The organism is Amycolatopsis sp. NPDC089917 (assembly GCF_040684635.1).
GTDB lineage: Bacteria > Actinomycetota > Actinomycetes > Mycobacteriales > Pseudonocardiaceae > Amycolatopsis.
The window spans coordinates 11,916-35,289 of record NZ_JBFBGL010000076.1; the positions used below are offsets into that span (position 1 = coordinate 11,916).

The window sequence follows — 23,374 nt, forward strand, 5'->3', positions numbered from 1 at the left end:
CCCGCAACCCCCCCCCTTGGTCGTGAACCCCACTACCGCCCCAGCTGAGGTCGCGAAAGTGGCTTTCGCGACACCCCGAAGCCGGCAGACGGGGCGCGGGGCGAAAGCTGCGCTGGGGGAGCGCTTCGCGCACCGGACGGGCACCTTGGCGAACTCCGAAAGCCCACAGGGCTACGCTCATCTGCCATGAGCGCGGTGTACGACTGCAGCAAGCACGAATCCCGGGCCGACGGGCTCGCCGCGGCGGCGAGCGCGGTGCGCTCCAGCCGACTCGTGGTCCTCCCGACCGACACGGTCTACGGCATCGGCGCGGACGCCTTCGACGGCGGCGCCGTCCAGTCCCTCCTGCGGGCCAAGAACCGCGGCCCGGACATGCCGGTCGGCGTCCTGGTCGGCTCCTGGTCCACTGTGGACGGACTCGTGCTCGGCACGCCGCCGCAGGCCCGCGCGCTCATCGAGGCCTTCTGGCCCGGCGACCTCTCGATCATCCTCCCGCATGCCCCGAGCCTGCAGTGGGATCTGGGCCAGTCGCGTGGAACGGTGATGCTGCGCATGCCGCTGCACCCGGTCGCGCTGGAACTGCTGCGCGACGTCGGCCCGATGGCGGTGTCCAGCGCGAACGTGTCCGGCCGTCCGCCCGCCACCACCGCGGAGGAAGCGGTCGACCAGCTCGGCGACAGCGTCGCGGTGTACCTCGACGGCGGCTCGTCCGGCGAGCCCGTCCCGTCCACGATGGTCGACCTCACCGGCGACGACCCGGTCGTCCTGCGCGAGGGCGCGGTCAGCCGCGCCGCCGTCGCGGAAGTACTGGGAGTACCCGCGGAGTCACTCGCCTAGTCCACGAGTACCAGTACCCTCGGCCGCCGTATCCCCCTAGCGCGGTAGCGTGTTCGAGTGACTTGGACCTCGGCGGCGTAACGCGATCATGCCTCCCACGCAAGGCCTCCCGATCCGGGAGTACATCCTCGTCGCCCTCACCGCGGCGGCCGTTACCTTCCTGCTCACCGGCGTGGTGCGCCGGGTGGCCATCCGGATCGGCGCGATCGCCAACCCGCGGGCCCGCGACGTCCACGTCACCCCGATCCCGCGCATGGGTGGCATCGGCATCTTCCTGGGCGTCGCCGCCGCGATGGGGCTCGCGCACCAGCTGCCCGCGCTGAGCCGCGGCTTCGACTTCTCGTTCGACTCGCTGGGCGTCCTGCTCGCCGCGGGCGTCATCTCGCTGATCGGCGCGCTCGACGACCGGTTCGAGCTCGACGCCTGGACGAAACTGGCGGGCCAGGTCATGTGCGCCGGGATCCTGGTGATCTTCGGTGTGCAGTGGGTGTCGTTCTGGGTGCCGTGGGGCGGCGGTGGCGAGTCGTTCGGCCAGGTGCTGGTGCTGGACAAGAACCAGGGCGCGCTGCTGACCGTCGTGCTGGTGGTCGTCATGGTCAACGCGATGAACTTCGTCGACGGGCTCGACGGGCTCGCCGGCGGACTCGGCTTCATCGCCGCCGCGGCGACCTGCTCGTTCTCACTCGGCCTGCTCGACTCCTCGGGCGGTGACGTCGGCGCGTACCCGCCCGCCCTCATCGCCGCCACGCTCGCCGGGGCCTGTCTGGGCTTCCTGCCGTACAACTTCCAGCCCGCGAAGATCTTCATGGGCGACTCGGGCTCGATGATGATCGGCCTCATGCTGGCCGGGGCGACGACGTCCGCGTCGGGCCGCGTGCCGTATCCGCAGTTCAGCGGCAAGGACGCGCTCGCGCTGCTCTCGCCGCTCGTCGTGGTCGCGGCGGTGCTGTTCGTGCCGCTGCTCGACCTGATCATGGCCGTCATCCGCCGCACCCGGCGCGGCGAGAGCCCGTTCGCGGCGGACAAGATGCACCTGCACCACCGCCTGCTGGAGATCGGGCACTCCCAGCGCCGCGCGGTGCTGCTCATCTACTTGTGGGCGGGCCTGCTCGCGTTCGGTGCCGTGTCGGTGACGTTGTTCGACGACGCCGCGGTTTTCTGGATTGTCGGATTCGGTTTCCTGCTGGCGACTCTGGTGTCGATCATCCCGCGGCTGCGGTCGCGGAACCGGACTGCGTGAACGATGCGATCCGTGCGCGCCTACACTGGCAGGCTGAGACGACCAGGGAGCTTTCTGTGAGCGAGACCGAGAAGACCGTCGAGGCGGAGGAGAACCCCCACGCCAAGGTGGTTCTGCAGGCGGCCAACGCGATGATGAAGGCTTCGCTGAAGCTGGTCCCGCCGGCGGTGCTGATCTGCATCGTGGTCTTCACCATCCTCAATGGACTCCCGGGCCTGCTCGGCTCGGTGATCGGCGGCGTGCTCGCCATCGTGTCCGCGATCGCGACGCTGGGCCTCATGCGCTTCAGCGCGGGCATGGACCCGATGTTCGTGATGGTGATCGCTCTCGGTGGTTACGTGCTCAAGATCGTCGTCCTTTTCGCGGCCCTGACCCTGCTTCGCGGGGTGTCGTCCATCCATCCGATGGCCTTGGGCGTCACCATGATCGTCGCCATTCTCGTGGCCGCCGCGGTGGAGTTCGCGGCCTTCCGCAAGACCAAGATCCCGACGATCATCCCCGCTTCCCGCTGATCCCGGGACCGAGGTCCTGACCTGGGACGGGACCTAGGTCCTCGGCCGATCGGTGGCAATGTAGTACGCCTGTACGGCCCGTCGGATCCTGCTGATATGGTCCGCGTATGGGCGGCGGCCTCGGCTGCCGGCTCCTGATGACGAACCCCGAACAGCAGTGTGGCGACGGTGTTGAATCGTCCCTCATTACCCGCTGGTAGGCGTCTGTCTCCCGGGAGCACTGCATCGAGAATCCTCGTGTGCGGAACGTGAAACCGTGTTCAGCACATCGTGGGGTGGCCGCCTCCGACGGCCCGATACGTGTCGGGTACGTTAAGTCCAGATCGTGACGATTCCCCCGGCGGAGTGAACGCCGGCCGGGAGAACCGGAAGGAGCCCAGTGGGCGCGCTGGTACTAGCCGAGGGTGCGGAGTTCACGCCGCCTGGCGTCAAAGACTTCAACCTACCGCCGTTGTTCGGCTCCGGCTATTGGTTGAGCTTCACCAAGCCGATGTTGCTGGTGGTCATCTCCCTGATCATCCTCGTCACCTACTTCATGCTGTCCTCGCGCAAGCTGAAGGTCGTCCCCGGCAAGGGACAGTTCATCGCCGAATCGCTTTACAACTTCGGCCGGAACAACATCGCGCGTGAGCAGATCGGCTCGGCCGACTTCAAGCCGTACATCCCGCTCGTGCTCGGCCTGTTCAGCTTCGTGCTGGTGAACAACATCTTCGGGATCATCCCGTTCTTCCAGTTCCCGACGATGGCGCGAATCGGCTTCCCGGTCGCTCTCGCGTTCCTTGTCGTTTACCCGGTGTACCACTACGTCGGGTTCAAGCGCCACGGTTTCAAGGGTTACCTGAAGAAGGAACTGGCGCCCGCGGGTATTCCCGGGTTCGTTCTGCCGTTGTACTCCACCATCGAGTTCGCGCAGAAGTTCTTCATCGCGCCGGCCACCCTGGCCATCCGGGTGTTCGCTGCCATGTTCGCCGGTCACCTCATCATCATGGTCTTCACGCTCGGCGGGAGCTTCCTGCTGACCGACGGTGAAGGCATCGTCAAGGCCGCGTCGCCGGTGGCATTCCTCTTCGCCATCGCGATGACGTTCCTGGAGGCATTCATCCAGGTCCTGCAGGCATACATTTTCGCACTGCTGTCCGCAGGCTACATCGGCGCCGCGCTGGCGTCGGAGCACTGAGAAAAACCAAAAGCCCCCGATCCGCGTGAGTCGCGCGGACCGAGTTTGAAGGGAAACGCACGTGAGCAACATCGTTCTTGCGCAGGCTGCCGAGGCCGCTACCAACATCAACCCGGGTCTCGCCGCCATCGGCTACGGTCTCGGCGCGATCGGCCCCGGTATCGGTGTGGGTCTGATCTTCGCCGCGGTCATCAACGGCACCGCCCGTCAGCCGGAGGCCCAGGGCAAGCTGCAGAGCATCGCCTTCTCGACCTTCGTTCTGACCGAGGTTCTGGCGCTGATCGGTATCGTCATCTACTTCCTCGCCTCCGTCTAAGACTGAGTTCCGCTCATCGCTTAAGGAGACGTTGTGCTGAAGACCGAATTGGTGTTGGCGGCTGAAGCGCCCAACCCGATCGTGCCGCACGTTCCCGAGCTCATCCTCGGGTTCATCGCCTTCCTTCTGCTGCTGTTCGTTCTGAAGAAGTACGTCGTTCCCCGTTTCGAGGCGACCTACGAAGAGCGGACCAAGCTGATCGAGGGTGGCATCGAGCGAGCCGAGAAGGCGCAGGCCGAAGCCGAAGAAAACCTTGCGCAGTACAAGGCGCAGCTGGCGGAAGCCCGTTCCGAGGCCGCGAAGATCCGCGACGACGCCCGGCTCGAAGCCGAGCAGATCAAGGCGGAGCTGCGGGCCGAGGCGGAGTCCGAGTCCCAGCGCATCGTCGCCCAGGGCCAGGCTCAGCTGCAGGCCCAGAAGGCGCAGATCATCGCCGAGCTGCGCGCCGAACTCGGCCGTAACTCCGTCGAGCTGGCCAGCCGCATCGTCGGCGAGTCGCTCGCGGACGACGCGCGCCGTCACGGCACCGTGGACCGGTTCCTTGCCGAGCTGGAGACCGCGGGTGCCTCCAACGGAGCGGGAAAGTAGACCAGAATGACGCTGCATGCTGCGAGCCGTGAAGCGCTCGACCTCGCCGAGAATCGTCTCGGCGAGGTTCTGGCCGCCGCGGGTACGGACCCGGCGACGGTCGGCGACGAGTTGCTTTCGGTCGTCGCCCTGCTGGACCGGGAGATCGGCCTGCGCCGGGCCGTCGCCGACGGTTCGTCCTCGTCCGAAGCCCGGATCGGCCTCGCCCGCGGGATCCTCGCGGGCAAGGTTTCCGAACCGGCCCTGCAGGTGCTCGACTCCGTGGCGGGCAGCCGCTGGTCGAGCCCGCGCGAACTGACCGACGGGCTCGAGGCCCTCGGCCGCTCGGCGCTGCTCACCAGTGCGGAGAAGTCCGGGAACATCGACGCTGTCGAAGACCAGCTGTTCCGGGTCACTCGTATCGTTGCGGGCGCCCCGGAGCTCGAACGGGCACTGTCCGACCTGGCCGCTCCCGCCGAGGCGAAGCGGACTCTCGTCCGCACCCTGTTCGCCGACAAGGTGGACGTGGTCACCGAGACCCTCGTCGAGCAGGTCGTCCTGCGCGCCAAGGGCCGCGGGGTCGCCAACGCCCTCGAGCGGCTGGTCCAGCTGGCCGCGGAACGCCGTGAACGCTCGGTCGCCCAGGTGACCAGCGCGAGCGCGCTGTCCGACGAGCAGCAGGCTCGGCTGAGCGAGAAGCTCAACGCCCTTTACGGGCGGCAGCTCGCGCTGCACGTCGAGGTGGACCCCAAGCTCGGCGGCGGACTCGTGGTCCGCGTCGGCGACGAGGTCATCGACGGCAGCACCGCGGGGCGCATCGACGCCCTGCGTCGCCGGCTGGCTAGCTGACCCACAACAACGACTTTGCACACTGGCACGAACGAAGCGAGAGCGGGATTGAAATGGCGGAGCTGACGATCTCCTCGGATGAGATCCGTAGCGCGATCGAGAACTACGTCTCGAGTTACGCCCCGGACGTGAGCCGGGAAGAGGTCGGCGTCGTCGTCGACGCCGGTGACGGTATCGCCCACATCGAGGGCCTGCCCTCGGCCATGGCCAACGAGCTGCTCGAGTTCCCCGGCGGGGTCCTCGGCGTCGCGCTGAACCTGGACGCGCGCTCCATCGGTGCCGCGATCCTCGGTGACTTCGAGAGCGTCGTCGAAGGCCAGCAGGTCAAGCGGACCGGTCAGGTCCTCTCGGTTCCGGTCGGCGAGGGCTACCTCGGCCGCGTCGTGAACCCGCTGGGCGCCCCGATCGACGGCCTCGGCGAGATCGAGACCACCGAGCGTCGCCCGCTGGAGGTCAAGGCCGCTTCGGTGGTCGAGCGCCAGCCGGTGGCCGAGCCGCTGCAGACCGGTATCACCGCGATCGACGCGATGACCCCGATCGGCCGTGGCCAGCGTCAGCTGATCATCGGTGACCGCAAGACCGGCAAGACGGCCGTCGCGGTGGACACGATCATCAACCAGAAGGCCAACTGGGAGACCGGCGACCCGAAGAAGCAGGTTCGCTGCATCTACGTCGCGGTCGGCCAGAAGGGCTCCACGATCGCCGCCGTGAAGAAGTCCCTCGAGGACGCCGGCGCGATGGAGTACACCACCATCGTCGCGGCCCCCGCGTCGGACTCGGCCGGCTTCAAGTGGATCGCGCCGTACACCGGCTCGGCCATCGGCCAGCACTGGATGTACGAGGGCAAGCACGTCCTCATCGTGTTCGACGACCTGACCAAGCAGGCCGACGCGTACCGCGCGATCTCGCTGCTGCTGCGTCGCCCGCCGGGCCGTGAAGCCTTCCCCGGCGACGTCTTCTACTTGCACTCCCGTCTCCTCGAGCGTTGCGCCAAGCTCTCGGACGAGCTGGGCGCGGGCTCGCTGACCGGCCTCCCGATCATCGAGACCAAGGCGAACGACGTGTCGGCGTACATCCCGACCAACGTCATCTCGATCACCGACGGACAGTGCTTCTTCCAGTCGGACCTGTTCAACGCCGGTCAGCGCCCGGCCATCGACGTGGGTATCTCGGTTTCCCGCGTGGGTGGTGCCGCGCAGGTCAAGGCGATGAAGTCGGTTTCGGGTTCGCTCCGTATCGACCTGTCGCAGTACCGCGAGCTGGAGGCCTTCGCGGCCTTCGCCTCGGACCTCGACGACGCGTCGAAGGCGCAGCTCGAACGTGGTGTCCGCCTGTACGAGGTGCTCAAGCAGGCCCAGTACTCCCCGATCCCGGTCGAGGAGCAGGTCGTCACGGTGTACCTCGGCACGAACGGTCACTTCGACTCTGTCCCGACCGAGGACGTGCGCCGCTTCCGTGACGAGTTCATCGACTCCGCGCGTCGCAAGCACGGCGAGCTCCTCAAGGACATCCGCGAGTCGGGCAAGTTCTCCGACGAGACCGCTTCCGGGCTGGTCGACGCGGTGAACGAGTTCAAGAAGGAGTTCACCACCGCCGAGGGCAAGAGCCTCGTCGAGGTCTCCGACGCGATGGACGCCGAGAAGGTCGGGCAGGAGACCGTCAAGGTCAACAAGCCCGCGCCGAAGAAGTGAGCTGGTAGTCCATGGCCGCACAACTCCGTGAACTCCGGTCGCGTATCAAGGCGACCAAGTCCATCGGCAAGATCACCAAGGCGATGGAGCTCATCGCGACCGCGCGCATCACCAAGGCGCGGGCGAAGGTCGCGGCGTCCCGGCCCTACTCGGACGAGATCACGAACGTGCTCTCGGCCTTGGCCGGCGCCTCGGCCAACCTCGACCACCCGTTGCTGGTCGAGCGCCCGAACCCGAAGCGCGCGGCGGTCCTCGTGATCACCAGCGACAAGGGCCAGTGCGGTGGATACAACTCCAACGTGCTGAAGGCGACCGAGGAGCTCCTCACGCTGCTGCGTGAACAGGGCAAGGAGCCGGTGCTGTACGTGACCGGCAACAAGGGCCTGAGCTACTACCGGTTCCGCGGCCGCGAGGTGACCGAAGGCTGGACGGGCTTCTCCGACCAGCCCGGTTACGTCAACGCCTCGACAGCCGGTGAGCTCATCGTCGAGTCGTTCCTGAACGGCGCCGACGACGAGGCGGGCAACGCCGACGGCATCCTGGGTGTCGACGAGATCCATGTCGTCTACACCGAGTTCGTCTCGATGCTCACCCAGCGTCCGACAGCCAAGCGTGTCGCGCCGCTGGAGGTCGAGTACACCGAGGACGGCGAAGAGAAGCCCGAAAGCCTGCTCCCGAGCTACGAGTTCGAGCCCAGTGCCGAAAAGCTGCTCTCCGCGTTGCTGCCGAAGTACATCAACACGCGGATCTTCGCGGCGATGCTCGAGTCGGCGGCGTCCGAACTCGCGGCCCGCCGCACCGCGATGAAGGCGGCGTCGGACAACGCGAACGAGCTGGTGAACACGCTGACGCGGGAGGCGAACCAGGCCCGCCAGGCGCAGATCACCCAGGAGATCTCCGAAATCGTCGGTGGCGCGAACGCGCTGACCGCAGCAGGAAGTGATGACTGATGACCAGTACTGAAACCCCGCGTGCCAAGGGGCGCATCGTCTCGGTGACCGGCCCGGTCGTCGACGTCGAATTCCCGCGCGGTGCCGTTCCCGACCAGTTCAACGCGCTCAAGGTCGAAATCGAGTTCGAGCAGCTGCGCAAGACGGTGACCCTCGAGGTCGCCAGCCACCTCGGTGACAACCTCGTCCGCACCATCTCGCTCCAGCCGCAGGACGGCCTGGTGCGTGGTGCCGAGGTCACCGACACCGGCGGCCCCATCACGGTGCCGGTCGGCGACAAGGTCAAGGGCCACGTCTACAACGCGCTCGGCGAGTGTCTCGACGAGCCCGGCTACGGCGACGACCTCGAGCGCTGGGGCATCCACCGCAACCCGCCTTCCTTCGACCAGCTCGAAGGCAAGACGAAGATGCTGGAGACCGGCCTCAAGGTCGTCGACCTGCTGACCCCGTACGTCGAGGGTGGCAAGATCGGCCTGTTCGGCGGTGCCGGCGTCGGCAAGACGGTGCTCATCAAGGAGATGATCACCCGTGTCGCCCGGAACTTCGGTGGTACCTCGGTGTTCGCCGGTGTCGGCGAGCGCACCCGTGAGGGCAACGACCTCTTCCTGGAGATGTCCGAGGACGGCGTCATCAACGACACCGCCCTCGTCTTCGGCCAGATGGACGAGCCGCCGGGCACCCGTATGCGGGTCGCGCTGTCCGCGCTGACCATGGCGGAGTACTTCCGCGATGTGCAGAACCAGGACGTGCTGCTCTTCATCGACAACATCTTCCGGTTCACCCAGGCCGGCTCCGAGGTGTCGACCCTGCTGGGCCGCATGCCTTCGGCCGTGGGTTACCAGCCGACGCTGGCGGACGAGATGGGTCAGCTCCAGGAGCGGATCACCTCGACCCGTGGTCGTTCGATCACCTCGATGCAGGCGATCTACGTCCCCGCGGACGACTACACCGACCCGGCCCCGGCGACGACGTTCGCCCACCTGGACGCCACCACGGAGCTTTCGCGTGGCGTGTTCCAGAAGGGCATCTTCCCGGCGGTGGACCCGCTGGCGTCGACGTCGACCATTCTCGACCCGGCCATCGTCGGTGAGGACCACTACCGCGTGGCCTCCGAGGTCATCCGGATCCTGCAGAAGTACAAGGAGCTGCAGGACATCATCGCGATCCTCGGTATGGACGAGCTGTCGGAAGAGGACAAGCTGACCGTTCAGCGCGCGCGCCGCATCGAGCGGTTCCTGTCGCAGAACATGCTGGTCGCCGAGGCGTTCACGCAGATCCCGGGCTCGACCGTGCCGCTGTCGGAGACCATCGAGTCCTTCGACCGCATCACCAAGGGCGACTTCGACCACTACCCGGAGCAGGCGTTCCTGGGTATCGGTGGCCTCGAAGACCTCGAGAAGAAGTACAAGGAAATCACCAAGAAGTGATGTTCCGATGAGCGGCGGGATCAGTGTCTACTGTGGACGCTGGTCCCGTCGTTCGCATACAGGGAACCTTGACTATTACACTCGGTGCCAGCACCTGAGGTGAAGGGAAGCTACGTGGCTGAGATTTCTGTCGAGCTGGTAGCCGTCGAGCGCCGTCTCTGGTCCGGTACCGCCACGTTCGTGGTGGCTCAGACCACCGAGGGCGAGATCGGCATCATGGCCGGTCACGAGCCGGTTCTGGGCCAGCTCGTCGAGGGTGGCGTCGTGAAGGTGACGACCACGGACGGCGAGACCGTGTGCGCCGCGGTGCACGGCGGTTTCCTGTCGGTCACCGCGACCGGCGTGAGCATCCTCGCCGAGAGCGCCGAGCTTTCGGACGAGATCGACGTCGAGGCGGCCAAGAAGGCGCTCGGCGGCGAAGACGAGCAAGAGCGGGCTAGGGCGACCGCCCAGCTTCGCGCGGCCGGTCAGTCGGTCTGACCGGGCGACGGGCAGGGGCCGGGCCGTGGAAATCGCCGTGGGTGTTCTCGGGGCCCTGATCATCCTGGCCGTCGTCGTGGCCTGGTATTCGTTGCGGTGGGTCCGGATGCGCCGCGGTGGTGGCGTGAGCGTCGCGCTGCGGTGGCGTCCGGACGAGGCGCGGTCCAGCTGGCATCTGGGGCTGGGCCGCTACGAGGGCGACGAGTTCGTCTGGTTCCGGGTGTGGAGCCTGCGGACCGGCCCGGACCGGGTCTTCCAGCGGGCGAGCATGGAGATCGCGGACCGGCGCGATCCCTCCGGCACGGAGGCGTACGCCGTCCCCGAAGGTTCGATCGTCCTGCGGTGCGAGTCCGCCACGCAGGAGGCGATCGAGATCGCGATGGGCCCCGGCGCCCTCACCGGCTTTCTTTCCTGGCTCGAATCCGCCCCTCCGGGCCGTCGTCTCCCGCGCGCTTCCTGATCACACGTGTCGTCCGTCTGATCACACGTGTCGCGCCTCTGATCACGCGAGTTCCGCCTTCGATCACGCGAGTTCGCTATTCGAGCACGCCGTATGCTCACGCCGTGACCATCGTCGACATCCCCGGTTCGAAGTCGATCACCGCCCGAGGCCTGTTCCTCGCGGCCGCCGCCCACGGCACGACCGTGCTGAGCAGGCCGCTGCGTTCGGATGATTCCGAAGGCTTCGCCGAGGGCCTTCTCAAGCTCGGCTATCAGGTTTCCCGCTCCGAATCGGAGTGGACCATCTCAGGCAGGCCCGAAGGCCCCGCCGTCGACAGCGCCGACGTCTTCTGCCGTGACGGCGCCACCACCGCGCGCTTCCTCCCCGCCCTGGCCGCCGCCGGGCACGGGATCTTCCGCTTCGACGCGTCCGAACAGATGCGCGCCCGGCCGCTGGGCCCGCTCACCGACGCGCTGCTCGAACTGGGCGTCGACCTGACCTTCGAAGGCGAGCCGGGGCACCATCCGCTGGTGGTGCGGGCCGCCGGGATCAAGGGCGGCGAACTGACGCTGGACGCGGGGTTGTCCTCACAGTTCCTGACCGCGTTGCTGCTGGTCGGGCCGCTGACCGCGGAGGGACTGCGGATCACCGTCACCGATCTCGTTTCGGTGCCCTATGTCGAGATCACCATCGCGATGATGCGGCGTTTCGGCGTCGAGGTCGTCCGGGACGGCGACACGTTCGTCGTGCCGCCCACGCCGTACCGGGCTTGCCGCTACGAGATCGAGCCCGACGCGTCGACGTCGAGCTACTTCTTCGCGGCGGCGGCCCTGACCGGGAAGTCCGTGACCGTGCCGGGCCTGGGCGAAGGCGCTCTGCAGGGCGATCTGGCCTTCGTCGAGGTCCTGCGGCAGATGGGTGCGGACGTCGAGGTCGGCCCCGGCGCCGTGACCGTGACCGGGACGGGCGGGCTGCGCGGCGTCACCGTGAACATGCGCGACATCTCCGACACCGTGCCGACGCTCGCGGCCATCGCGCCGTTCGCGGACGGGCCGGTGCGGATCGAGGACGTCTACAACACCCGGATCAAGGAATGCGACCGGCTGGCCGCGTGCGAGGAGAACCTGCGCGCGATGGGCGTCTCGGTCGAGACCGGACGGGACTGGATCGAGATCCGGCCGGGAGTGCCGACGGGGGCCCTGGTGAAATGCCGGCGGGACCACCGGATCGCGATGGCGTTCAGCGTCACGGGGTTGCGCACGCCCGGGATCACGCTGGACGAACCGGGTTGCGTGAAGAAGACCTTCCCGGGCTTCCACGACGCTTTAGCCGCGCTTCGGGGCTCTTGGGGTCTCTGACGCGTTTCGTCCTCTGAATGCCGCACGCGGAAACATGGGATCATCACGAACCGGCATTTCTACCCGGCTTTCCCCGTGATCCGCGTCTATTCTCCCTCCATGACTCAGAGCGAGGACACGAACCGCTGGAGCCACCTTCCCGAGTCCGTGTCCCTGGAGGACACGATCACGATGAAGGCGATCGACCCGGGCAAGGACGGCACGCCCGACGTCGACCTCGAGCGTTATTGGGCGGCACAGGAACAGGGCTGAACCCGGCCCCCTCACACGATTCGGCACCTGTTGGCGGTACTTGCGCGAGCGACGACCGCGAGCAGGTGCCGAATCGCGTCGGTCAGCTCGCGCCGCCGGGCCGCCACAGGATGTCGCCGTCCGGGTTCGCCAGCCGCGACAGGATGAAAAGCAGGTCCGAAAGCCGGTTCAGGTACTTGATCGCCAGCTGGTTGGTCGTGGCCTGCTCGGCCTCGTACAGCGCCCAGCCGGAGCGCTCCGCCCGCCTCGCGACCGTGCGGGCCTGGTGCAGGAACGCCGCCCCCGGCGTGCCACCCGGCAGGATGAACGACGTCAGCTTCGGGACGCGCTCGTTGAACTCGTCGCACCAGCCTTCCAGCCGCTCGATGTACCGCTCGGTGATCCGCAGCGGCTCGTAGGGCGGGTTCTCCACGATCGGCGCGCACAGGTCCGCGCCGACGTCGAAGAGATCGTTCTGCACCCCACGCAGCACCTGCGCGATTTCCTCGGACAGACCACCCATCGCGAGCGCGAGCCCGATGACGGAGTTGGCTTCGTCGACGTCGGCGTACGCGGCCAGCCGCGGCGAGGTCTTCGGCACGCGGGAGCCGTCGCCGAGCGCCGTGGTGCCGTTGTCGCCGACCTTCGTGTACACGCGGTTGATGCGAACGACCATGAAGCCGACTCTACCGGCCCGGCGTGAGGCAAATCCGGGCGAGAGGGCATGATTGGCGCCCATGAGCGAGCACTTCGACGTGCACGGCGGAGCACGACTGGTCGGCGAGGTCGACGTGGTCGGGGCGAAGAACAGCGTCCTGAAACTGATGGCCGCGGCACTGCTGGCCGAGGGTACGACGACCATCACGAACTGCCCCCAGATCCTGGACGTCCCGCTGATGGGTGACGTCCTGCGCAGCGTCGGCTGCGACGTCGTCATCGACGGCGACACCGCCAAGATCACCACGCCTGCCGAACTGTCCCACCGGGCCGATTCGGCCGCGATGGGCAAGCTGCGCGCGTCGGTCTGCGTGCTGGGTCCGCTGGTCGGACGGCTGAAGCAGGCCGTCGTGGCGCTGCCGGGCGGCGACGCCATCGGCTCGCGGCCGCTGGACATGCACCAGAACGGCCTGCGCAAGCTGGGCGCCACCAGCACCATCGAGCACGGCTGCGTCGTGGCGAAGGCCGACGGCCTGCGCGGCGCGCAGATCTGGCTGGACTTCCCGAGCGTCGGCGCGACCGAGAACATCCTGATGGCCGCCGTGCTCGCCGAGGGCACCACGGTCATCGACAACGCCGCGCGCGAGCCCGAGATCGTCGACATCTGCACGATGCTGACCGAGATGGGCGCGAAGGTGGAGGGCGCGGGCACCTCGACCCTGACCGTCGAGGGCGTCGAGAAGCTGCACCCGACCGAGCACCGCGTGATCGGCGACCGGATCGTCGGCGCGACCTGGGCGTTCGCCGCCGCGATGACCCGGGGCGACCTGACCGTCCGCGGCGTCAACCCGCACTACCTCGACCTCGTCCTCGACAAGCTCCGCCTGGCGGGCGCCGAGGTCGAGACGTTCGACGACAAGGGTTTCCGGATCGTCCAGAACGAGCGCCCGAAGGCGGTCGACTGGGTGACGCTGCCGTACCCCGGTTTCGCGACCGACCTGCAGCCGTTCGCGGTGGCGCTTTCGGCGGTGTCCGAAGGCACGTCGATGATCACGGAGAACATCTACGAGGCCCGGTTCCGGTTCATCGAAGAGATGATGCGGCTTTCCGGCGACGCCCGGACCGACGGGCACCACGCCGTCGTCCGCGGTGTCGAGAAGCTGTCGAGCGCTCCGGTGTGGGCCGCGGACATCCGCGCCGGCGCCGGGCTGGTGCTGGCCGGGCTGTGCGCGGACGGCGTCACCGAGGTCTGGGACGTCTTCCACATCGACCGCGGCTACCCGCATTTCGTGGAGAACCTGAACCGTCTCGGCGCGCGGATCGAGCGCGTCGCGGGCGAACCCGAGCGGGCCTGACGGCCTCCGGCTCACGGTCCGTGAAGGCCTCCTTGAGGGACCCAGAGTCCCTCAAGGAGGCCTTCACGGACTTCAGGTGAAGCCGTGCGAGCCTAGCTTTCCAGCACCAGGGCGGCGCCGAAACCGACCAGCGCGGTTCCGGTGACGCCGTCGAGCGCGCGGCGGACCTGGCGGCGTTCCAGCCAGGTCCGCACACGGTGCACGAAGAACAGCAGCGTCAGCAGCCAGATCGCGCCCAGCACCGCGACGGTGTACGCGAGCAGCAGCGCGTGCCACGCCGACGTCGTCACCGGGTCGAGGAACTGCGGCAGCACCGACAGGTACAGCACGAGGACCTTCGGGTTGGTGATGTTGGAGAGGAAGCCTTCACGGAACCGGCGGAACCCGCTCGTCCGTTGCTGCTTCACCGCCGTGACCCCGGAGTAGTCGCCGCGCCACGCGCCGCGCAGCGCCTGGAAACCGAGGAAGACCAGGTAGGCGGCGCCGACCCATTTGAGCGTCACGAACACCGGCTGGGACTGCGCGATGACGACGCCGAGACCGAGCGCGGCGGCGGTGCCCTGGACCGAGTTGGCCACGAAGATCCCCGCCGTGGTCAGGAATCCGCCGCGGGTGCCGCCGGACAGCGAGTTCTTGAGCATCACCATCGTGTCCGGCCCCGGCGCGAGGACGATCAACACGACGATGACCAGATAGCTGCTGTACGAACTCCACGTCACGGTCACCCACGCTAGCCGCCGTGTACGGGCGAGTCTCGCGGATTTCGGTCACAGTGCCAGGGTCACGACCCACTCGGGGCAAGCGGTAGCGCCGGTGGGCCCGTCGCGCGACCGACGATCGGACGCTGCCCCCTCCCGGGAACGGCGAGTAGTGTGCGGTGCCATGCATGAGGGGCAGATCGACCTCCTTCCAGGCGAACGGGTCATCTGGGCCGGACAGCCGGTGCGCAGGCCCCTCTTCAATCCCGGCGACTACTTCAACGTCCCCGCCGGCCTGCTCTTGCTCGGCGGGGTCACGCTGTTCTTCTCCGGCAACCACGAGACGGCGTTCCTCAAGGCCGCGTGGGCCGTGCTCACCGCCGCGGGAGTGTTCCACCTCGTCGGCAGGCCGCTGATCCGCTACCTCAGGCTCGCCTCGACCACCTACGCCGTGACGGACGGCCGGGTCATCGCGACCAGTTCGCTGATCCGCCGCAAGGAGGACTCGGCGGAGCTCGCCGGGCTCGCGGATCCGGTCGTCACCCCGGGCCCCGGCAAGACCGGGACGATCACGTTCGGCAGGCTCGGCGTGCTGGCGTGGGCGTCGGCCAACTTCGGCGCTGGCTCCGGGAAGGACCGCGAACCGCCGGTCATCCTCGTGGGTGTCAGCGAGGTGGCGAAGGTGCGGGAGAAGCTCGCGAAAGCCGTTGACGAGGCACGACAGCGTCAGGGGTCGATGGCCGGAGAATGACCCGACTGTGTTCGATTCAACTGGTCGACCGATGTTACCGGCCGGTACACTCAGGCGGTCGTCCAGCGCCGGAGGTGTACCGTGCCCTATCCCACGGACCGTGAACGGGACCGTCCCTGGGTGATGCGGACCTATGCGGGCCACTCGTCCGCGGCCGCGTCCAACGAGCTGTACCGGCGCAACCTCGCCAAGGGACAGACCGGCCTTTCCGTCGCCTTCGACCTGCCCACGCAGACCGGCTACGACCCGGACCATCAGCTGTCCAAGGGCGAGGTCGGCAAGGTCGGCGTCCCGGTCTCGCACATCGGCGACATGCGGCGGCTCTTCGACGGCATCCCGCTCGCCGAGGCCAACACGTCGATGACGATCAACGCGCCCGCCATGTGGCTGCTGGCGCTCTACGTCTCCGTGGCGCGCGAGCAGGCCGAGGCCGAAGGGCGTGACGTCGACGAGGTGCTCGCCAAGCTCACCGGCACCACGCAGAACGACATCATCAAGGAATACCTTTCCCGCGGCACGTACATCTTCCCGCCGGGCCCGAGCCTCCGCCTGATCACCGACATGATCGCGTGGACCGTGCACCACGTGCCCAAGTGGAACCCGATCAACATCTGCAGCTACCACCTCCAGGAAGCCGGCGCGACGCCGACGCAGGAGGTCGCGTACGCGTTGTGCACCGCCATCGCGGTCCTCGACGCCGTCCGGGATTCCGGGCAGGTCGAGCAGGCCGACATGGCCAAGGTGGTCGCGCGGATCTCGTTCTTCGTCAACGCGGGTGTGCGGTTCGTCGAAGAGATGTCGAAGATGCGCGCGTTCACCGAGCTCTGGGACGAACTCACCGCGCAACGTTATGGCGTGACGGATCCGAAGGCGCGGCGGCTGCGCTACGGCGTCCAGGTCAACTCGCTGGGCCTGACCGAGGCGCAGCCGGAGAACAACGTCCAGCGCATCGTGCTGGAGATGCTCGCGGTCTCCCTTTCCCGCGGCGCCAGGGCGCGCGCGATCCAGCTGCCCGCCTGGAACGAGGCGCTCGGCCTGCCCCGGCCGTGGGATCAGCAGTGGGCGCTGCGGATGCAGCAGGTGCTGGCCTTCGAGACCGACCTGCTGGAGTACGAGGACATCTTCGACGGCTCGCACGTCATCCAGGCCAAGGTCGACGAGATCAAGGCGGGCGCGCGTGAGGAGATCGCGCGGGTGCAGGACCTCGGCGGCGCGGTCGCGGCCGTCGAAAGCGGCTACATGAAGTCGCAGCTGGTCGCGTCGCTCGCGGAATACCGGCGCGGCATGGAGAACGGCGAGCGGATCCTGGTCGGGGTCAACAAGTTCGAGACCACCGAACCCTCCCCGCTGCAGAGCGAAGGCGCCAAGGCGATCGAAACGATCGATCCCGCCGTCGAGAAGCAGGCCGTCAGCGCGATCGAGGAATGGCGTTCGCACCGCGACAACGCGGCCGCCGAGTCGGCGCTGGAGAACCTGAAGGCCATCGCGAAGACCTCGCGGAACCTGTTCGAGGCCACGATCGACTGCGCCCGCGCCGGGGTCACCACCGGTGAATGGTCGGGGGCGCTGCGCGAGGTGTTCGGCGAATACCGTGCTCCCACCGGGGTTTCCGCTTCGGCGGCCGCGGGCGAGGGCGACGAGGAGATCCGCCGGGTCCGCGACAGGGTCAAGACGACGAGCACCGAGATCGGGGAACGACTGCGGATCCTGGTCGGGAAACCCGGTCTCGACGGGCATTCCAACGGCGCCGAGCAGGTGGCCGTGCGGGCGCGCGACGTCGGTTTCGAGGTGGTGTACCAGGGAATCCGGCTCACCCCGGAACAGATCGTCGCGGCCGCCGTCCAGGAGGGCGTGCACGTGGTCGGGCTTTCGGTGCTTTCGGGTTCGCATCTCGAAGTCGTGCCGCAGGTCGTGGACGGGCTGCGGCACGCGGGCGCGGGCGACATCCCGGTCATCGTCGGCGGCATCATCCCGCCCGACGACGAGAAGCTCCTGCTGGAGCGGGGAATCGCGAAGGTGTTCACGCCGAAGGACTACGAACTCACCGACATCATGGACGGGATTGTCGGATTGGTGCGGGAGCGCCACGGTCTGAGCACGTAAAGTCACCGTAAATCTCGGTACCGTAACAGCGGATGGTTCGTCACCCGCTCACACTGCCCGGTCATGGGTGCCCACCTACGTTTCGATTAAACCGATTAATCGAAAAGAGGTGCCCCCATGGCGCACGGCGAGTGGTCGAGGCGGGAATTCTTCCGGCGGTCCGCGGTTCTGGGGGCGGTGACGATCGGCGGCCCGGTTCTGTTGTCCGCGTGCACATCGACGTCCTCGGGAGACGCGTTGCAGGCGGCGAAAGACGCGAAGAAGATCAAAATCGGAATCGCGAACGAAGCGCCGTACGGATTCACGGACCAGAGCGGCAAGGTCACCGGTGAGGCGCCCGAAGTCGCGCGCGCCGTTTTCAAGGCCATGGGCATCGACAACGTGGAAGCCGAAGCGGTCTCTTTCGACCAGTTGATCCCCGCGCTCAACGCCAGGAAGTACGACATCGTCGCCGCCGGGATGAACATCAAGAAGGAGCGGTGCGACGCGGCCGCCTTCTCGATCCCCGACTACTCGGCACTGACGGCTTTGCTGGTACCCAAGGGAAATCCGCAGAAGGTACTGAAGTTCGAGGACATCGCGGCCAAGAAGGTCAAGGTCGCCGTGCTGTCGGCGGCGGTGGAAAAGGGGTATGCCACCGATTCCGGGGTCGCCGAGGACCAGATCGTCACCCTCGATTCGCAGGACAACATGCTCCGCGCGGTCACCGACGGCCGGGTCTACTGCGCCGCGCTCACCGACATCTCCCTCAAGGACGTCCTGGCGAAGAGCCCGGGCGCGGCGGCGGAAGTGACGCCGGGCTTCGATCCGATCAAGGACGGGAAGCCGGTGGTCTCCGCCGGCGCGTTCGTCTTCCGCAAGGACGACAACCCGCTGCGCGAGGCGTTCAACGCCGAACTCAAGAAGCTGCACGACAGCGGCGAATGGACCAAGATCGTGACGCCGTTCGGCTTCTCGGCGGACAACCTGCCGAAGGCCGATGTGACCACTGAGAAACTCTGCGCGGTGTGATGGGGCTGGCGTCATGTCGTCGTCGGTATCGCACATCATCACGACCGTCCTCAGTGGACTGACCGCGACCGTCACCGCGGCACTCGGCGGGATCGCGCTCACCGTGGTGCTCTCCCTGGTCGCCGGGCTCGCGCTGAGATCGCCGTCCCGGGTGGTGCGCGGGATCTCCCGCGTCTACGTCGAGATCTTCCGTGGCACCTCGGAAGTCGTCCAGCTGTTCTGGCTGTACTTCGTCCTCCCGGTGCTGGTCGGCTTCCAGCTCGTGCCGATGTTCGCCGGGATCCTGGTGCTGGGGCTCAACCACGGGGCCTACGGCGCGGAGATCGTCCGCGGTGCGGTGAATTCCGTGCCACGGGCCCAGTTCGAGGGCGCCGTCGCGCTCAATCTGTCGCCCGCGCAACGGATGCGGCGGGTGATCCTGCCGCAGGCGTTCGCGGAAATGCTGCCACCGTTCAACAATCTCTTCATCCAGTTGCTGAAGAGCACCGCCCTGCTGTCGTTCATCGCGGTCCCGGAGATGGCGCGCCAGGGTGAACTGCTGCGGCCGGTGTTCGGCGCCGAACTCGGCTGGATCTACGGCACCGAACTCGTGCTCTATCTCCTGCTCGCCTTGCTGATCACCAGCGGGATGCGGCTGCTGGAACGGTTCGCGGCACGACGTCTCGGCCGGGCCCCGGCCAAGATGGCGGCCACCGCGGGAGGTGTCTGATGGACTGGAGCTGGGAAGCGGCCGCGAATTCGGTTCCCCTGCTGCTGGAAGGGCTTCTCGTCACCGTCGAGATCACCCTGCTGGGCTCGGTGGTCGCGTACGTGCTCGGGCTGGTGTTCGCGCTGATCCGCCGGACGGGGATTCCCGTGCTGTCCCAGGCGGTTCTGCTATTCATCGAAGCCGTTCGCAGTACGCCGTTGCTGATCCAGGTGTTCGTCCTCTACTACGTGATCCAGCCGGTGGGCGGGATGACGCTGTCCCCGTTCGTCACCGGCGTCATCGCGCTCGGCGTGCATTACGCGACCTACGCCGCCGAGGTCTACCGGGCCGGGATCGAAGCAGTCCCGAAAGGACAGTGGGAGGCGGCGACCGCGCTGAACCTGCCGAGGTCTCGCGTGTGGACCGCGGTGGTCCTGCCGCAAGCGGTGCCGAGGGTGCTGCCCGCGCTCGGCAACTACACGATCTCGATGTTCAAGGAAACCCCGCTGCTGCTGGCGATCGGCGTCGTCGACGTGCTGGCGAGGGCGAAGGAGGTCGGCGCCGACACGTTCCGCGTCACCGAGCCGTACACCCTGGCCGGGGTGTTGTTCCTGCTGGTGAGCCTGCCGGCTTCGATTCTGGTGAGAAGGTTGGAGCGCCGTGCCGCCCACAGTTGATTCCCCGATGATCCGGTTTTCGCAGGTGGTCAAGTCCTTCGGCGACCACGTCGTGCTGCGGGACCTCGATTTCACCGTCGCGCCGGGGGAATTCGTCTCGCTGATCGGGCCGAGCGGGTCCGGCAAGACGACGATCCTGCGGCTGCTGATGACCCTGGAGAAGGTCGACGGCGGCACCATCGAGGTCCGCGGCGACTACTTGAGCCATCGGAAGCACGGCGGCAAGCTGGTGCCCGCGGACGAGAAGCACCTGCGGGAGGTGCGCAAGCGGATCGGCATGGTGTTCCAGCAGTTCAACCTGTTCCCCAACATGAACGTGCTGCGCAACATCACCGAGGCGCCGATCCGCTCGCTCGGCGTCCCCCGGGACGAAGCCGAGGCACGGGCCGTCGAACTGCTGGAAATGGTGGGACTCGCGGACAAGAAGGACGCGCATCCCACCCGGCTTTCCGGCGGTCAGCAGCAGCGTGTCGCGATCGCCCGCGCGCTCGCGATGCGGCCGGACGTGCTGCTGCTGGACGAGGTGACCTCGGCGCTCGACCCGGAACTGGTCGCCGACGTCCTGCGCGTGCTGCGCGAGATCGCGACGTCCACGGAGATCACGATCCTTTGCGTCACGCACGAAATGCAGTTCGCGCGGGACGTGTCGGACCGGGTGATGATGTTCGACGAGGGGCAAGTGCTGGAAGACGCCGCGCCGGAGAAGCTGTTCAACGATCCGGAGCACGACCGGACGCGGCGGTTCCTCAAAGCGGTGATCGACCGGGCCTGAGGGCGGCTGCGGCGTCGGTACAGGTGGTCGTGAGTGGCGATTCGGGTTAGAACACGAATCGCCACTCACGACCCACTTGACCCACGCCTCTCCGCCGGTCTCAAAGGCTCGCCAGGATCTCCTTCGTCGAGGTGACCGTGGCGAACCCGCCGCCGTGCAGGTTCGTCGCGGTCGCCTTGGACAGTTCGTCGGCCGTGAGGACACTCCCGTCCGGCCCGGCGAGGTCGAAGGTGAACGTGGCGTCGAGCGCGAAGGTCACGTCGTAGCCGAGGTTCCCGCCGACGCGCGCGGTGGTCTCGCAGCAGAAGTTCGTCTGGATGCCGGCGAGCACGAACGACGTGATGCCGCGGGTCTTGAGCCAGCCGTCGAGATCGATGTCGCCGTGGAAGGCCGAATTGACCTTCTTGCCGAACACCAGATCCGCGCGCACGCCGTCGAGTTCGGGCTTGAAGTGGTTGCCCTCCTGGCCGGGGTTCAGCGACGAGCCGGGCTTCACGGAGTCGTGGTGCACCAGCACGATCGGCAGCCCGCGGTCCTGCCAGGCGTCGACGAGCGCCTTGATGTTGGCCTCCGCGCCGGGATTGTTGCGAGGGCCCCAGACGGGCTTGTCGAAGCCGCGCTGGACGTCGATCACGAGCAGGGCCTTGTTGTTCTCAGTGGTCATGGCTCCGAGTCTCGTGTGTCCGGTGGGCAGAACGGGAGTGGCAGAAGACGCGCGATGCGGTACTTTCCTGCCATGCGAACCGTGGGTGTGCTCCTCCTGCCAGGCAGCCGGTCCTTCGATCTGGGCGTGATCGGCGAGGTCTGGGGCGTGGACAGGACCGACAGCGGCATCGGCCCCTTCGACGTCCGGCTCTGCGCGCCCGGCCGCGGCCGGGTCGCCAGCCACCCGTTCGGCCAGGTCGTGGCGACTCATGGGCTGAGCGGACTGGAGGGCTGCGACCTCGTCCTCGTGCCCGGCCGGGTCGATCCGCACGCCGAGGTGCCCGCGGCCGCCGTCGCCGCGTTGCGCAAGGCGCACCGGGCCGGGATCACCGTGGCGTCGCTGTGCTCCGGCGCCTTCACCCTCGCCGCGGCCGGGCTGCTCGACGGCCGGTCCGTCACCACGCACTGGCGGCTGCTGGATGCCCTCGAAACCGCCGCTCGCGACGCTGTCGTCCAGCGGGACGTCCTGTTCACCGACGAGGGTGACGTGCTGACGTCCGCCGGCGTGGTCGGCGGGCTCGATCTCTGCCTGCACCTGGTGCGGCGCGATCACGGAGCCGAGGTCGCGGCCGCTCTCGCCCGACGGCTCGTGATGCCGCCCGCGCGGGAGGGCGGCCAGCGGCAGTACGTCGACAACCCGTTGCCGCCCAAGCCGTCGCGGCCGAGTGTTTCGTCCACAATGGACTGGGCGCTGGAGCGGATCGCGGACGACATCGGCGTCGAAGACCTCGTCGGTCACGCGGGGCTGAGCGAGCGGACCTTCCATCGCGAGTTCGCCGCGGCGACCGGGGTGACGCCGGGACGCTGGCTGCGCGCGCAGCGGGTGCGGCTCGCGCGGCGGCTGCTGGAGACGACGGAGCTCCCGGTCGAGCGGGTCGCGCAGCGCTCCGGGCTCGGCACCGCCGCCAACCTGCGGCGACGGCTCCGCGCCGACGTCGGCGTCGGACCCGATTCGTATCGCCGGACGTTCCGGTCGGTTACCGTCGAAGCATGGCCGAGTACGAGCACATCCTCGTGAAGCGGGACGGCGATACCGTCACCGTCACCATGAACCGCGCCGCGCGGCGGAACTCGCTGTCGGCGGACCACCTCGCCGAGCTGCTCGCGGCGTTCCGCGAGGCCGGGGACACCGACGCCACCGGGATCGTCCTCGCGGGCGCCGGACCGGTGTTCTCGGCGGGCCACGACTTCGGCGACGTCGCCGCGCGTGACCTGATGGCCGTCCGTGAGCTGCTGAGACTGTGCACGGACCTGATGGGCACGATGCAGTCGGTGCCGCAGGTCGTCGTCGCGCGGGTGCACGGGCTCGCGACCGCGGCGGGCTGCCAGCTGGTGGCGTCGTGCGATCTCGCCGTCGCCGCGGAGTCCGCCGGGTTCGCCCTGCCCGGCGGCAAGGGCGGCTGGTTCTGCCACACCCCCGCGGTGCCCGTGGCCCGCTCGATCGGGCGGAAGCGGCTGATGGAACTGGCGCTCACCGGCGACGTCGTCGACGCCGCGACCGCGCTGGACTGGGGCCTGGTGAACCGCGTGGTGCCGGACGATTCGCTGGACGAGGCCGTCGCCTCCTTGCTGGCGCGCGCTACTCGCGGGAGCCGGGCGAGCAAGGCGATGGGGAAGCAAACCCTCTACGCGCAGCTGGACCGGCCCGAGGCCGACGCCTACGCGCTGGCGCTGGAGGTGATGGCTTCGGCGTCGCAGCTCCCCGGGGCCAGGGAGGGGATGGCGGCCTTCCTGGAGAAACGATCCCCGGTCTGGCCGGACTGAGCGCGCCTGGTCCAGATGTCATGAAAGGGTCGTTCAGGACGTTTTTCGTCCTGAACGACCCTTTCATGACCTACCCCCTACGTTACCCAGAGCGGTGCCCCGGGCGCAGGTGTTGA

26 protein-coding genes are annotated in these 23,374 nt (G+C 67.9%); 23 read left to right on the forward strand and 3 right to left on the reverse strand.

Translation table 11 applies throughout. The annotated features are described in order from the left end of the window. Positions 1 to 186: 186 nt before the first annotated feature. From AB0N89_RS35630 to AB0N89_RS35695, 14 genes are all read left to right on the forward strand, one after another. On the forward strand, positions 187 to 837 hold the full coding sequence (locus tag AB0N89_RS35630; RefSeq protein WP_364214276.1) for an L-threonylcarbamoyladenylate synthase: 651 nt from the start codon (positions 187 to 189) through the stop codon (positions 835 to 837). An 88-nt stretch (positions 838 to 925) separates the two neighbouring features. Then, a complete protein-coding gene (locus AB0N89_RS35635) occupies positions 926 to 2,077 on the forward strand; it encodes an MraY family glycosyltransferase (RefSeq protein WP_191255127.1) in 1,152 nt (383 codons plus the stop codon). A gap of 56 nt (positions 2,078 to 2,133) precedes the next feature. Continuing rightward, positions 2,134 to 2,589, forward strand: a complete 456-nt coding sequence (locus tag AB0N89_RS35640; RefSeq protein ID WP_364214280.1) for a hypothetical protein — start codon at positions 2,134 to 2,136, stop codon at positions 2,587 to 2,589. 379 nt (positions 2,590 to 2,968) lie between these two features. Further along, a complete protein-coding gene (gene atpB / locus AB0N89_RS35645) occupies positions 2,969 to 3,766 on the forward strand; it encodes a F0F1 ATP synthase subunit A (protein WP_364214283.1) in 798 nt (265 codons plus the stop codon). Positions 3,767 to 3,827: 61 nt separating this feature from the next. Next, positions 3,828 to 4,082, forward strand: a complete 255-nt coding sequence (locus AB0N89_RS35650) for an F-type H+-transporting ATPase subunit c (protein WP_007028330.1) — start codon at positions 3,828 to 3,830, stop codon at positions 4,080 to 4,082. Positions 4,083 to 4,115: 33 nt separating this feature from the next. Further along, on the forward strand, positions 4,116 to 4,670 hold the full coding sequence (locus AB0N89_RS35655) for a F0F1 ATP synthase subunit B (protein ID WP_125673804.1): 555 nt from the start codon (positions 4,116 to 4,118) through the stop codon (positions 4,668 to 4,670). A 6-nt stretch (positions 4,671 to 4,676) separates the two neighbouring features. Further along, the gene (locus AB0N89_RS35660) at positions 4,677 to 5,498 is read left to right on the forward strand and encodes a F0F1 ATP synthase subunit delta (protein WP_364214287.1); all 822 of its coding nucleotides are present in this window, start codon (positions 4,677 to 4,679) and stop codon (positions 5,496 to 5,498) included. Between the two features lie 53 nt (positions 5,499 to 5,551). Beyond that, a complete protein-coding gene (gene atpA, locus AB0N89_RS35665; RefSeq protein ID WP_364214290.1) occupies positions 5,552 to 7,189 on the forward strand; it encodes a F0F1 ATP synthase subunit alpha in 1,638 nt (545 codons plus the stop codon). Between the two features lie 11 nt (positions 7,190 to 7,200). Next, entirely contained in the window at positions 7,201 to 8,139 is a 939-nt protein-coding gene (locus tag AB0N89_RS35670; RefSeq protein ID WP_364214293.1) for a F0F1 ATP synthase subunit gamma, read from the forward strand. Beyond that, positions 8,139 to 9,566, forward strand: coding sequence for a F0F1 ATP synthase subunit beta (gene atpD / locus AB0N89_RS35675; RefSeq protein ID WP_364214296.1), 1,428 nt, complete (start codon positions 8,139 to 8,141; stop codon positions 9,564 to 9,566). Before AB0N89_RS35670 ends, atpD begins: the two co-directional genes overlap by 1 nt. A gap of 114 nt (positions 9,567 to 9,680) precedes the next feature. After that, complete coding sequence (locus AB0N89_RS35680; RefSeq protein WP_093938091.1) at positions 9,681 to 10,046, forward strand: F0F1 ATP synthase subunit epsilon; 366 nt, start codon at positions 9,681 to 9,683, stop codon at positions 10,044 to 10,046. Positions 10,047 to 10,071: 25 nt separating this feature from the next. Next, entirely contained in the window at positions 10,072 to 10,506 is a 435-nt protein-coding gene (locus tag AB0N89_RS35685; RefSeq protein ID WP_191255119.1) for a DUF2550 domain-containing protein, read from the forward strand. A 104-nt stretch (positions 10,507 to 10,610) separates the two neighbouring features. Continuing rightward, entirely contained in the window at positions 10,611 to 11,846 is a 1,236-nt protein-coding gene (aroA, locus tag AB0N89_RS35690; RefSeq protein ID WP_364214300.1) for a 3-phosphoshikimate 1-carboxyvinyltransferase, read from the forward strand. A gap of 99 nt (positions 11,847 to 11,945) precedes the next feature. After that, the gene (locus AB0N89_RS35695) at positions 11,946 to 12,098 is read left to right on the forward strand and encodes a hypothetical protein (protein ID WP_005150324.1); all 153 of its coding nucleotides are present in this window, start codon (positions 11,946 to 11,948) and stop codon (positions 12,096 to 12,098) included. A gap of 82 nt (positions 12,099 to 12,180) precedes the next feature. Here AB0N89_RS35695 and AB0N89_RS35700 read toward each other — a convergent pair whose 3' ends face one another. Further along, the gene (locus tag AB0N89_RS35700) at positions 12,181 to 12,753 is read right to left on the reverse strand and encodes a cob(I)yrinic acid a,c-diamide adenosyltransferase (protein ID WP_364214302.1); all 573 of its coding nucleotides are present in this window, start codon (positions 12,751 to 12,753) and stop codon (positions 12,181 to 12,183) included. Positions 12,754 to 12,814: 61 nt separating this feature from the next. Here AB0N89_RS35700 and murA point away from each other — a divergent pair, with 61 nt between their 5' ends. Continuing rightward, complete coding sequence (gene murA, locus AB0N89_RS35705; RefSeq protein ID WP_016336846.1) at positions 12,815 to 14,089, forward strand: UDP-N-acetylglucosamine 1-carboxyvinyltransferase; 1,275 nt, start codon at positions 12,815 to 12,817, stop codon at positions 14,087 to 14,089. Between the two features lie 92 nt (positions 14,090 to 14,181). On the opposite strand, the gene AB0N89_RS35710 is transcribed toward murA, so the two are convergent. Then, the gene (locus AB0N89_RS35710; RefSeq protein WP_364214306.1) at positions 14,182 to 14,814 is read right to left on the reverse strand and encodes a LysE family translocator; all 633 of its coding nucleotides are present in this window, start codon (positions 14,812 to 14,814) and stop codon (positions 14,182 to 14,184) included. Between the two features lie 157 nt (positions 14,815 to 14,971). Between AB0N89_RS35710 and AB0N89_RS35715 the strand changes: the two genes are divergently transcribed. The 6 genes from AB0N89_RS35715 to ehuA all read left to right on the forward strand — a co-directional run bounded on the left by AB0N89_RS35715 (position 14,972) and on the right by ehuA (position 20,789). Beyond that, positions 14,972 to 15,538 carry a hypothetical protein gene (locus tag AB0N89_RS35715; protein WP_364214309.1) on the forward strand — a complete coding sequence of 189 codons (567 nt, stop codon included), beginning with the start codon at positions 14,972 to 14,974 and terminating at the stop codon, positions 15,536 to 15,538. Between the two features lie 81 nt (positions 15,539 to 15,619). Further along, positions 15,620 to 17,641 carry a protein meaA gene (locus AB0N89_RS35720; protein ID WP_364214312.1) on the forward strand — a complete coding sequence of 674 codons (2,022 nt, stop codon included), beginning with the start codon at positions 15,620 to 15,622 and terminating at the stop codon, positions 17,639 to 17,641. Positions 17,642 to 17,758: 117 nt separating this feature from the next. Further along, entirely contained in the window at positions 17,759 to 18,652 is an 894-nt protein-coding gene (gene ehuB / locus AB0N89_RS35725; protein ID WP_364214315.1) for an ectoine/hydroxyectoine ABC transporter substrate-binding protein EhuB, read from the forward strand. A 13-nt stretch (positions 18,653 to 18,665) separates the two neighbouring features. Further along, entirely contained in the window at positions 18,666 to 19,361 is a 696-nt protein-coding gene (gene ehuC / locus AB0N89_RS35730; protein WP_364214318.1) for an ectoine/hydroxyectoine ABC transporter permease subunit EhuC, read from the forward strand. Further along, on the forward strand, positions 19,361 to 20,017 hold the full coding sequence (gene ehuD, locus AB0N89_RS35735) for an ectoine/hydroxyectoine ABC transporter permease subunit EhuD (RefSeq protein WP_364214321.1): 657 nt from the start codon (positions 19,361 to 19,363) through the stop codon (positions 20,015 to 20,017). Before ehuC ends, ehuD begins: the two co-directional genes overlap by 1 nt. 7 nt (positions 20,018 to 20,024) lie before the next feature. Beyond that, positions 20,025 to 20,789, forward strand: coding sequence for an ectoine/hydroxyectoine ABC transporter ATP-binding protein EhuA (ehuA, locus tag AB0N89_RS35740; protein ID WP_364214324.1), 765 nt, complete (start codon positions 20,025 to 20,027; stop codon positions 20,787 to 20,789). A gap of 100 nt (positions 20,790 to 20,889) precedes the next feature. Here ehuA and AB0N89_RS35745 read toward each other — a convergent pair whose 3' ends face one another. Next, positions 20,890 to 21,453, reverse strand: a complete 564-nt coding sequence (locus tag AB0N89_RS35745) for a cysteine hydrolase family protein (protein ID WP_364214327.1) — start codon at positions 21,451 to 21,453, stop codon at positions 20,890 to 20,892. Positions 21,454 to 21,525: 72 nt separating this feature from the next. Between AB0N89_RS35745 and AB0N89_RS35750 the strand changes: the two genes are divergently transcribed. After that, on the forward strand, positions 21,526 to 22,512 hold the full coding sequence (locus AB0N89_RS35750; protein WP_364214330.1) for a helix-turn-helix domain-containing protein: 987 nt from the start codon (positions 21,526 to 21,528) through the stop codon (positions 22,510 to 22,512). Further along, complete coding sequence (locus tag AB0N89_RS35755; protein ID WP_364214333.1) at positions 22,485 to 23,258, forward strand: enoyl-CoA hydratase-related protein; 774 nt, start codon at positions 22,485 to 22,487, stop codon at positions 23,256 to 23,258. The genes AB0N89_RS35750 and AB0N89_RS35755 overlap by 28 nt, the downstream gene beginning before the upstream one ends. The last annotated feature ends 116 nt before the right edge of the window (positions 23,259 to 23,374 follow it).